The following is a 10,736-nucleotide window of genomic DNA, read 5'->3' on the forward strand; positions in this document are numbered from 1 at the left end:
GCCGCCGCAAGGTTGCTCCGAAGGCCCCTCTACCGAGCAGATCCCCCGCTCGGGTCACCCACTTCGATTCAAGCTCACAGCATGCTGGCGATGTCCTTCACCGGCTGCGGAGCGGCCTCCGTGTTGGCCAGCGCGCCCGCCGCGCCACCGAGCAGGAGCGAGGCCGGGTTCACCCGGCCCGTCGTGACGGCCCCGAGGACCCCCTCCGCGGCGCCCTTCAGCGTGTTGACGTAGCCCTTGGCCGCGCCCTCGAAGACGCCCTTCGCGCCACCCTCCGAGTTGCCGATGCCCGTCAGCACGTTGCTCACCGCCGGCAGGAACCACAGGTGCTTGCCCGCCTCACCCGCGGCCCACTGGAAGTTGTCCTTGTTGCTCCCGTCCGCCTTGACGTGCGTGTCCTTCGTCGTCGGCAGCTTCTGCTCGCCCAGGAACGAGTAACCCTGCTCGGCGAAGTCCTTCACCATTCCGGCCTCGGTGCCGTGCCGCGCATCACCGCTCTTCGTGATGCCCTCGATGTTGCCGTCACCCTTGCCGTTCTTCACCTTGCTGTCCCGGTCCCCACCGGTCGACGCCTTCGCGCTGTCGATGAACTCCAGCACCTTGGCCAGGCGGAACACCGCGTCCGGGTTCTGCTTCGCGTCCTTCAGGTCCAGCTTGGGGTCGATGCCCGTCTGCTTGCAGAGCTGGTCGAACTTGATGTCCTTCTGACGGCCCAGGTTCTTCAGCGCGGGCGAGTCGTCGACGATCTGCGCCGCCGAGCGCTTGTCCCCGGCCGGGCGCTTGTCATTGGCGCTCGGGATGCCGGAGGACTCCGGCTCGGCCTGCGGCGCGGCGCGCGGCGTGGCCTCACGGGCCGGCGCGAAGTCCCTCAACTGCGGGGGCAGCCCGCGCGGCGCGGGGTTGACGGGCTCCTGGAGCGAGGGCGGAGGAGCGAAGTCCTGGAGCGAGGGCGGGGGAGCGAAGTCCTGGAGCGAGGGCGGGGGAGCGAAGTCCTGGAGTTGCGAGGGCAGCCCACGGGGAGCGAAGTCGACGAGGCCCGGCAGCGAGGGCACCTGCATGCCCTCCAGCATGTTCGGCGTCATCATCGGCGGCGCGGTGGGGAGCCCGAGACCCTGCGGGAGCCCGTCCATCGAGGGTAGGCCCCTCGGCATGGGCGCGTTCATGGGCGAGAGGGTGTCCATCGCAGGCATCCCGCCCATCCGCATGGGGGCGTTCATGGGCGAGAGCTGCTCCATCGACGGCAGTCCTCCGGCCATCATGGGCGAGAGCGCCTGCATCGCGGGCTGTCCTCCGGCCATCATGGGCGAGAACGCCTGCATCGCAGGCAGGGCGGCGCCTGACACATTCGAAAGCGTCTCCATCGCGGGCAGGGCGGCGCCCGACACACTCGAGAGCGCATCCAGCGCGCGCGTGCCCCGACCGCCGGGCGCGGGGTTCCTGCCCTCGAACCCATCCGTCGGCCGCTGCGCCTGCGAGGGCGCACCCGAGGGGTTGCGAACCTTCGCGTCCTGCTGCGCGGGGACAGCGGAGGGCGTCTTCTTCGGAGGGGTGACCGAGGCGGAGTCCGGCGTGTTCTGACGCAGCTTGGAGGGGGAGAGAGACGAGGGCTTGGTCTTGATCATGGGCGTCACCTGTTTCAGGACAGCGATGGGGGACCGTCGCGGCGAGGAGTTCGTCGTCTCGCCCGTGCATTCCCTCATTGCAGCGCGAATGCCAGCCATCCTGTCTCCGCAACCCCGCGACTTCACTGGAGCGGAGTGTTCCACTTGGGCCCCCAGCCGATGACTGCAGTCATCAGGGGACTGGCTCCAGTCATCAGCGCGCACCCGCGACGCCGGACCCCGGAAACACGAAGGGCCGTGTTCCCCTCGAGGAACACGGCCCAGGTGCTCGGCTCCGCGCGTGACGCGTGGCCGGGTTCTTCAGTACGGCCCGCCGCCCACCGCGGAGACGAGGTGGCGGAGCGGTGCTTTCATGCTCTCGACCATGACCGGCTCCGGTTCAACGACCCGACGGGAAGGTGCGCGGTCGCCTCGGCAGGCACGGTAGTCTTGACGCGCCGCCTTCAGACCCGCCAGGTTTCCGTCAATCGTCCTGACGCATACCCCGCACGCACGAGCTTCGCCCAACCACGCTTCGAAGCGCCTCTTCTAGGGAGCCAGTGCGATGAACCATATCAAAGGCTACGCTGTCATCGACGACGAGATGCGAATCGACGGGCTGCGTGTCATCGAGGTGCGTCACGCGCCCGCGCTCGTCTTGCCTACGCATACGCACGACACGGCGAAACTCGGCGTCTTGCTGGCGGGCGGGGGCAGTGAACGGGCCGGGCTCGAGCTCGAGAGCCACACGCCGCTCGCCCTCTTCACGCGTCGACCCTATCGCCCTCACGAAACCCAATACCACGCGCAGGGCGCTCGCTTGCTGTTCGTCCAGATGGACCCCGACGACCGACGGGCGCGCGCCGCAATCGACCCGCCCCGCCTCGATCCCGCTACCGCCCTGCAACTCGGAGGGCACCTGGTGCGGGCGTTCGGCGAGCTCCGCTCGCGCCGGAGCCGTCTCGTACGTGATGCGGCCCACATGATTCTGCACACGCTCAATGAAATGCGCCGACCGCGCCCGCCAGCCTGGCTCGACGAGGCACGCGAGCTCCTCGTGGCGAACATGGTCCGGCCGCCAACGCTGAGAGAACTCGGGCGCGTCGTCGGCGCGCACCCCGTGCATCTCGCGCAATCTTTTCGCGCCCACTGGGGCATGACGACGCGCCACTATTTGCGCGCCCATCGCGTGTTTCGCGCGCTGGAGTTCATCGACCGCGGGGTCGGGCTCGCCGAAGCGGCGGCGGTGGTCGGCTTTGCCGATCAGAGTCATATGACGAGGGCCATTCGCCTCGAGCGGGGCGCCCCGCCGGGGGCGCTGCGACGGCAGTCGCCGACGTGAGACGCGTTCGCGACGGATGGGGCGCGGCCCACGACGCGCGTCAAGCCTCCCTAATCGCGTTCAAGAACCGCAGTACGCCCGCGGGTAACGTGAGCCTTCTGACGGGCCCTTAGGTCACGCCTCGCTCGAGAGGTGCCTGGGCCCAGTCCAACGCACGCGTCACACCAGGAGGGCTTCGCCATGGAGAAATCAATCGCGCGCATCGAACCGACGTGGTTCGGTCGTACAGCCGGGGCGTTCGTGGCCCTCGCGCTCGCCAGCATCACCTCGCAGGCCCACGCCGCGAGCGCGCACAAGGCCGGCGAGGTGGTGATGGAGACCGCGTCGGCGAAAACGGCCGGGGGCGAGACGGTCCGGTTCGAGATAGGCACCCTCTACGTGCCAGAAAACCGGGCCGTCCCGGGCAGCCGCGTCATCGGCATCGGGTTCGCCCGTATCCGTGCGGCACAGCCCACCGGCGCTCCGCCAATCTTCGACATGGCCGGCGGGCCCGGGAGCAGCAATCTCAGAGCCTTTGTCGACGGAGACCCCTACGGACAGGATTTGCTCCAACTCTTCGCAAGGCTCAGCGCCGCGGGCGACGTCGTGGTCGTCGACCAACGCGGCTATTCGAAGCGCGGAGAAGTGCTGGAATTCGCCTGGCCACAGCGACCCCTGGACAGGCCGGGTTCGCCGTCGGCCGACGCCGCGAACATGGTGAAGGCGGCCCGAGAAGCAATCGCGGCCCACCCGGACAAAGACCTCGCCGGGTACACCATCGTTCAGTGCGCCGAAGACGTGAACGATCTGCGGCGGGCCCTTGGGTATGACAAGATCACGCTATTCGCGGAGAGCTTCGGGTCGCAGTGGGCCTTCGCCGTGATGCGGCTTCACCCCGAAATCGTGGCCCGCGCACAGTTGGCGGCCGTCGAGCCGCTCGACTTCGGGTACGACATGCCCTCGCACGTCCTCGCGGCGCTTCAACGCATCGCCTTCGACGCCGACCGAGACCCCGGGCTCGCGCCCTACCTGCCGAAGGGCGGCATCATGACCGCGTTGCGTGCGGTGCGCGACCGCTTCGCGCGCGCGCCGATCACGGTCAAGGTCAAGGACGAGATGACGGGGAGGGTTCAAGATGTGGTGCTCGGGCTCAAAGAGCTTCGCGACTCGCTCGTCGTGCCCGCCCACGTGTGGCCGGCCTTCGTTCTGTCGCTCTATCATGGCCACTATGACGACTGGGCGCGCGAGCTCGTGAAGCAGAGCAAAGACAACCAATTTCCCCTCATCGGCCCGCTGATTGATACGAGCCTGGGGGTGACGACGGCCCGCGAGCACCTGCTTCGAACCGACCTGGGCGGCGATCTCCTGGGCATGGGCGCACTCGACGCGTACACCGCATCGGCGCCGGTCTGGCCAAGCCCGGACGTGGGCGACGACCTGCGGGTGCCGGTGTTGAGTTCCACCCCGGTGCTCTTCATTCACGGCGATTGGGACACGTCTACGCCCGTCGAAAACACACTGAGCATGCTGCCGTATTTTCCGAACAGCCGAACAATCCTGGTGCACCGCGGCAGGCACGGCGCTCGCTATGCCCTTCTCGATCAACAGCCCGCCGCCCGGGCGGCAATCATCGAGTTCCTCAAGACCGGCGACACCCGTGCGGTACCGACCCACGTGACGCTGCCCGCCCCGCCTTTCAGGCGGCCAGCTTTCCCGGCGCCCGAAAAGCCGTCGGGCCCCTAGGCGGAGGAGCCGAGGAGGGCCGCTGACTGCGTACCGGGCCCAGGACTGGGGGCATGCGCTCTGGCGAGTGGACCGGCTTTGAATCCAGGGGCGCGTGCTACCAACCCGCATGGCACGCTACACTTGATGGCGTCGAGCAAGCAGTGCGGCTTCGTGACCGAAGTGTCTGTCATCGGGCGTACCGCATGCTCATGATCGTCATGGAGGACTGCGCTTTCTCAGACAAGGAAAGCAAAGCAGCTTCGTCACGAATTGTTCGCTGGAGACACGCTGCCGAGCGAGAACCGCGAGGGTGAGGCGACTTCAGTGTCTGAGCTGGCGAAGCAGAGCGGGTCTTGGCATTTTCGTTGAACCGTGGCGCCCTTGGTGCCATGAGCATGTGTCATGCCGAGGCTGTTCCCTCCCAGCGAACAAATGATGCCGTTCGTGCCTTCTGTCAGGCTGTTCGCGCCTGGCGAGCAACTGGCGCCCTTCGTGCGTTCGATCATGGTGCTCGAGGGAGGCCAGGAAGGGACGCGCACGTTGCTTCCCGACCCCGGCATCACTCTCGGCATCGCCTTCAGGGGCTCCGCGAGCCAGATTCAGGGGAGCTCCGAGCGCAAGCTCCCAAGCAGCGCCATCTCAGGCATGGGCTCCATCGTGCGCCGGATACGGGCCTCGGCGAACGGGGGGAACGTCCTCGTGACGTTCAAAGAGGCAGGGGCCGCGCAGTTCTTCGCGGAGCCCTTGCACGAGTTCCTTGATACGATTCAGGCACTCGACGATCTGGTGCCACGCGCAGATGTGGATCGCCTCTCGTCCCGCATAGCGGATTCGGAGAATGCCACGGAGCGGTCGGAGCTTGTGGAGCAGTTCTTGTGCGCACGGTTGAGGCCTCGGGAGCCCGATCGGATTGTCGCAGCGGCAGTGCGCGCCATCCGCGCGGCTCACGGCTCGCTTCGGATTGGCGCGCTCGCCAAGTCACTCCACATCAGCCAGGACGCGTTCGAGAAGCGCTTCCGCCGCACCGTCGGCACGTCACCCAAGCACCTTGCGTCCATCATCCGGTTGCGCCAGGTCGTCGACTCCTACCGACCGGGCATGAGCCTGTCGCGGCTATCCCTCGACGCTGGCTATTGCGATCAATCTCACTTCCACCGTGAATTTCGGGCCGCTGTAGGATGCGCGCCAAACCGCTTCTTCAAGTCGGAAGAGTATTACTGACGCGTTGGGGCGGCGTCGGGCCCGGCTCCACATCCTTGAGCCAGGCCACGATTTCTCCGTGCCTGGTCAGTCCTTGCTTGGCGACAAGCCTGGCGAAGTCCTCCAGTCAGTGCCCGTCTTCTCCTTGATGGAGTCGAGACACGCTTTGAATGACATGCATTCTCCGGAGGTTAGGGCTTTGCGGCCGGCATCGGCTCGTCGAGGAACGCCGGGACGATGGGCTCCAGGAGATCCGTCCGAGTCAGGATGCTCCAGTGGCTCACACCCGGCAGCACGGCCAGGCGGGAGCTCGGCGGGTTGCCCATCGCGCCGTCTGCCTTACCGCCGCCCAGCACTCCAAGCATCTCGACGAGGTGGGCTGGAGGCATGTTGTCGGTGTCCCCGGCCACGATCAGCGTCGGCGCCTTGAGGGTTCGAAGGGTGTCCGTCCAGTCATACTCTTCCCCAGCCAGCAGCTGCCTCAGCTTGGACACCAGCACGGGCCAATCTCCCGGCCTGGGCGCAACCCTGACATAGGCCTCGTGCGGGGGAGAGCCTGCCAGCGCGTCGGCGTCCATGGAGGCCATCCCAGCCCGGACCTCGGGGTACCAGCCGTTGCTCTTGAAGGGCGCCGAGACGACTACCAGCTTGCGCACCACGCTCGGATGCCGGATGCCCAGCTGAATCGCGACGCCGCCTCCAAGGGAGAAGCCGCAGACGTCCGCGCTCTCGAACCCAAGGTGCTTGATGAGCGCAGCGATGTCGTCCGCCATCAGCTCGTACTTCATCGGGCGATCGATGTCCGCCGTGCGGCCATGGGCCTGGAGCTCCACCGCGATGACCTGCCGGCTCCGGGCGAGCGTCGACAGAAAGGGCTCCGTCGTATCGATGGTAGACAATCCACCGTGGAGCAGCACCACCGGTCTGCCGGTGCCATGAAGCTCGTAGTACAGATTGATGCCGTTCACCGACGCGTAGGCGCCCGGGGTGCGATTCTCCGGGGCCTTGGGGGGCGGGTTTTCAGAGTCGCATCCCGTCACCCAGAGGGTCGAGCAGAGGATGGCCATCACAGCGAGCGTGAACCTGTTCATTGTCTTCATGGGGTTTTCTTGAAGTCCCTGCGGAGTTGAATGTCTCAGTTGAAAACCAGCGATTGCTTGCGAGTTCTTCGGAGTGGCCTTGGCTGCGCCATTCGCCGCCCCCGACTCACTGCGCCTCACGAAAGGGGAGGAGGGAGCGCAATCGCTCATTGCGCAGCCAGAGCCCGACCCACAGGAACGCCGCGAAGTAGACGGGGGAGAGCACATGCGTGAAGAGCGGGCTCTCGACTCGAACGTGGGTCGCGATGGCGCCGCCCAGGTAGCCTGTCCACAGCACCGCGCCGAGCACCGAGGTGCGCGGGACGAGGTACACCGCGAGGAACACGAGCTGGAGCACTCCCAGTCCTACGACGACGCTCGCGGGGTAGCCGAGCTGGAGGGTGCCCTCCACGAACTGCGGCGCGGAGAGCACCTTGCCTACGGCGTCGAAGATCAGGAAGAGGACGGCGAGGCCGCTCAAGATGCGCCCCGTCCACAGGGCTTTCTTTGAAGCACCGGCAGAGTGGGGGGGTGAAACGGAAGAGGACGAAGCGGCGTGGACTGCGGTCAAGGGGGCTCCGTGAGGGGGTAATCGGTCTCGATGCATGGACTTGCCAGCCCCACCGAAATCATCGGCTGGCCGCAAAGAAGTATTCGTTGGCCCGCCATGGGTCTTGAACGAATTCATTGACCTGCTCTCTTCAATGCTCAATCACTCGCCTCCAACTCGAAGGGGCTCCGAACTGGAATGGCGTTGTGCGTGGAAGGAGCGCTGCCAGGGTTCCGTCAATTGCCCCGAAGGGCGAGGGACAGATTTTCAGTCCGGCTCTAAGGACGGGGGACAGCCCCGCATACCTCACGGGGTTGCCTGCCAAGGAGCGGCGGATGTTCAACCCACGGGACTTCAACTCTCGCGAGCTCAGGGTCCGGGACACAGTCACCGTGGCCCTGGGCGGTTCGCGGTCCCTTCCGGAGGTCCTTGAAGCGACTCGAGCGCCGCTTCTCGAGTTCGTCCAGGCCGACTCCATGGCCCTGTGCCTCATGCGCGTCGCGCCTTCGCTCGACTTCCGATGGCACGTCCCCGGCCACCCCATCCCGATACTCAAGGAGTACGCCGGACTGGTCGACCATGACTTCCTCCGGGCCCCCATCCTCGCCCAGCCCGAAGTGCCCACCTGCGACACGCAGCTTCTCTCCCGCGGGGAGTACGAACGAACCCTCGTCTACCAACGCAGCGTGGAGCTCGCGCTGCCGCTGGAACACATCATGGCCGTCCTCGTGCCCATCCGCCCCGGCGTCGTCGGCGCCTTCGCGTTCTACCGGCACACGCGGTCCGCCTTCTCCTCCCAGAGCATCACCGCGCTCTCCAGCCTCACCAGGCACCTGGCCAACTCCGTGGGCAACTGCCAGGACTACCAGGACCTGACCGCCCGCACCCAACTGCTCCAGGAGCTCTTCCAACGCAAGGACTCCGCCTTCCTCATCCTGGAGCCTCCCACGCGTGAGGTATTCCGCTCCCCGCACGCCACGGCCCTGCTGGAGCGCTGGTTCACCCCTTCGGACGTACACGCCTCCGGCCTCCCTCGCGTCCTCAAGGAGCGACTGGACGCCCTGGCTCGGATGGACTTGGACTCGCGGCTCGGAAAGACTTTATGGGTCATCAATCATCCCGAGGGCTACCGCACGTGCCGGTTCGTCGAGCTGCCCGCCAGTGACGGCCCCCGCCAATGGGCCCTCCTGCTGACCGAGTTTCCCCACTCCATCCCGCTCCCCTTGCACATGCAGCGCGAGCTCACGCCCCGCGAGCTCGATATCGCGAGGGGTGTGCTTCGAAACTGGTCCAACGGACAGATCGCCGATGAGCTCAAGATCTCGGGCCAGACGGTGAAGACCCACGTGCGAAACCTCTTCGGCAAACTGGGCGTCGATGGTCGCGCCGATTTCCTCTACCAGGCAGCCCTCCTCAACAGGCCCGTGTGAGGCGTCCTCCCGAAGGCCAGGGTTCGAACGGGAGGTTCCCCCAGCCTGTGTGCGGTTGTCTCTACCCCGCGAGGGGTAGGGTGGAGGCTCCGCCCTCCCGGAAGATGCACGGGTAGACGCTCCGGGCGATGCGGGCCGAGAAGAGGATCGCCTCCTGGTCATCCGGCTCCGTCAGTCGTCCGAGGAGCCGCGCCATCTCCGCCACGTGGTCGCCATCCAGTGCCCCGTGGCTGCGCAGGAACGTCACGGACTTGTGGATGTTGGGAATGGCGGAAACCTCCTTCAGTCGCCTGGCCCACACGCCCGCCCGCGTCTGCGACAGGTACTCCAGCACGTACGCGGTCCCCAACACCGCCGTCGGCACGCCCGCGCGGGACGTGAAGAAGTTCCACCCCGTATAGGCCTCCACCGCCGGGCTCCGCGCCGCCGTCTCCACGGACTCCTCCGAGCACCCCAGGTTCTTCAGGTCCGACAGCAACCACCGGTCGTGCCCCCGTTCCTCCTCTCCCTTCTGGATCAGCAACTGCGCCAGCTCCGGGTGCCGGCCCAGCCGCTTCAGCCGCTCGCCCGCCTCGCCGAGGATCGGCGTGCTCCATCGGGCGTAGTGGTACGTCTGGACGAGGTAGTGGATGTAGCCCGCCGTATCGAGGGAGCCCTCGAAGAGGCGGTGGCCGTCGGGCCGCGCATCCACCGCCGCCACCAGCCCTCGCGCCTCCGCGTCCAGCTCCACCAACCAAGTCGTTCCCGCGTGATTCTTCGCCTGTGTTCGCACGTACGTCTCCTGTCCGGTGCCCATGGGGCTCCCGGTCGCCGCGTGTTGAAGGTGAAAGGAAGGGAGCAACCGCTCCGGTCTAGGCGGTGGGACTCACGTCGTTCTCCATCGCGTGGAATCGCGCCACGGAGTCCGCCGGGATTTCATTGAGCGCCATGACGAGCGGCAGCGTGAACCACTGGAAATACGTGTCGTAGAGCGGCTCCGCGATGAAGCGCGCCCCCATCGTCCTGGCGAAGAGCGAGGGCGCCCTGGGCAGCCGCAGTCCGTCCAACAGCCCCTGCGCCGCCTGTGCCCGTTCTTCGGGCGTGTAGAAGGGACTGCGAGGCTGCAGCGGGGCCCTACACGGGTCGGTCACGGCCACGCGCCAGTGAGGACTCAGCCATCCCCGGTGGGCCGCCACCTGCCAGGAGAGGAGCGCGTCCTCGGGCGAGTCAGTCTCCAGGTTCGCGGAAGCAATCCAGTGTGTCACTCCGCGCCGCCGGCTCTCCGCGTACATGCCCGCCTGCAGCCACGTGACGGCCTCCGAGCGCCGCCACTTCGGCAACACGCAGAAGCGCGAGGGTTCCGCGAACAGCCTTCCCGGCTGGAGCAGACCCGAGAGGTCCACTCGCTGCTCCAGCTCGAGCCCCACCTTCCCACCCAGGTTCGCCGCCACCTCCGCGTTGGGCAACGCGACTCGCATGGTCGCCACCGGCTCGTCGCCGGCATGGACGAGCACATGCACCGTGGTGTCGAGCGTGTCGACGCACGTCACCTCCCGCCGAGACAGCGCGGACTGATCGGGCAGCAATCCCAGTTCTCCGCCGAAGACAGCCCAGCGGATGCGAGCCACGTCATCGAGCTCCCGCTGGGTCGCGGCAACACGCCAGCGCCATTGCCTGCACGTCATGGGTACTCTCCTGGTAGCGAAGCGGGCCGGTGTCTCACCGCCCTCGCACGTCCTTTCGTCGCGGGTGGCTCGAGTTCGACCGCGGCCCCGAGACAGGCCTCGCGAGCCGCTGCGCACGTGCTCCGCTCCAGCGGGTAACAGTTCGCCCCATCACAACGGCGTCCAG

The 10,736-nt window shown here is 66.9% G+C and carries 9 protein-coding genes; 4 read left to right on the plus strand and 5 right to left on the minus strand.

All coding sequences use genetic code 11. The features are described 5' to 3' along the window. Positions 1-74: 74 nt before the first annotated feature. The gene (locus HUA78_RS45950; RefSeq protein ID WP_217442544.1) at positions 75-1,622 is read right to left on the minus strand and encodes a hypothetical protein; all 1,548 of its coding nucleotides are present in this window, start codon (positions 1,620-1,622) and stop codon (positions 75-77) included. Positions 1,623-2,166: 544 nt separating this feature from the next. Here HUA78_RS45950 and HUA78_RS19980 point away from each other — a divergent pair. The 3 genes from HUA78_RS19980 to HUA78_RS19990 all read left to right on the plus strand — a co-directional run bounded on the left by HUA78_RS19980 (position 2,167) and on the right by HUA78_RS19990 (position 5,868). Next, entirely contained in the window at positions 2,167-2,943 is a 777-nt protein-coding gene (locus HUA78_RS19980) for an AraC family transcriptional regulator (protein ID WP_174464529.1), read from the plus strand. Between the two features lie 180 nt (positions 2,944-3,123). Then, the gene (locus HUA78_RS19985) at positions 3,124-4,665 is read left to right on the plus strand and encodes an alpha/beta hydrolase (protein ID WP_174464528.1); all 1,542 of its coding nucleotides are present in this window, start codon (positions 3,124-3,126) and stop codon (positions 4,663-4,665) included. A 384-nt stretch (positions 4,666-5,049) separates the two neighbouring features. Further along, the gene (locus HUA78_RS19990; protein ID WP_174476929.1) at positions 5,050-5,868 is read left to right on the plus strand and encodes a helix-turn-helix domain-containing protein; all 819 of its coding nucleotides are present in this window, start codon (positions 5,050-5,052) and stop codon (positions 5,866-5,868) included. A gap of 170 nt (positions 5,869-6,038) precedes the next feature. Here the strand turns inward: HUA78_RS19990 and HUA78_RS19995 are convergent, their stop codons facing one another. Next, positions 6,039-6,947, minus strand: coding sequence for an alpha/beta fold hydrolase (locus HUA78_RS19995; RefSeq protein WP_217441636.1), 909 nt, complete (start codon positions 6,945-6,947; stop codon positions 6,039-6,041). A gap of 106 nt (positions 6,948-7,053) precedes the next feature. Further along, positions 7,054-7,407, minus strand: a complete 354-nt coding sequence (locus HUA78_RS20000) for a DoxX family protein (RefSeq protein ID WP_305798532.1) — start codon at positions 7,405-7,407, stop codon at positions 7,054-7,056. A 404-nt stretch (positions 7,408-7,811) separates the two neighbouring features. On the opposite strand from HUA78_RS20000, the gene HUA78_RS20005 reads away from it, so the two are divergent. After that, positions 7,812-8,906 (plus strand): helix-turn-helix transcriptional regulator, encoded by a 1,095-nt coding sequence (locus HUA78_RS20005; RefSeq protein ID WP_174476931.1) that lies wholly within the window; start codon positions 7,812-7,814, stop codon positions 8,904-8,906. 61 nt (positions 8,907-8,967) lie between these two features. Here the strand turns inward: HUA78_RS20005 and HUA78_RS20010 are convergent, their stop codons facing one another. Together HUA78_RS20010 and HUA78_RS20015 are read right to left on the minus strand one after the other, a co-directional pair. After that, entirely contained in the window at positions 8,968-9,702 is a 735-nt protein-coding gene (locus tag HUA78_RS20010; RefSeq protein WP_174476932.1) for an iron-containing redox enzyme family protein, read from the minus strand. Positions 9,703-9,757: 55 nt separating this feature from the next. Then, a complete protein-coding gene (locus HUA78_RS20015) occupies positions 9,758-10,570 on the minus strand; it encodes a GNAT family N-acetyltransferase (RefSeq protein WP_174476933.1) in 813 nt (270 codons plus the stop codon). Positions 10,571-10,736 lie beyond the last annotated feature (166 nt).

Source organism: Myxococcus sp. CA033, assembly GCF_013336625.1.
Classification (GTDB): domain Bacteria; phylum Myxococcota; class Myxococcia; order Myxococcales; family Myxococcaceae; genus Myxococcus; species Myxococcus llanfairpwllgwyngyllgogerychwyrndrobwllllantysiliogogogochensis.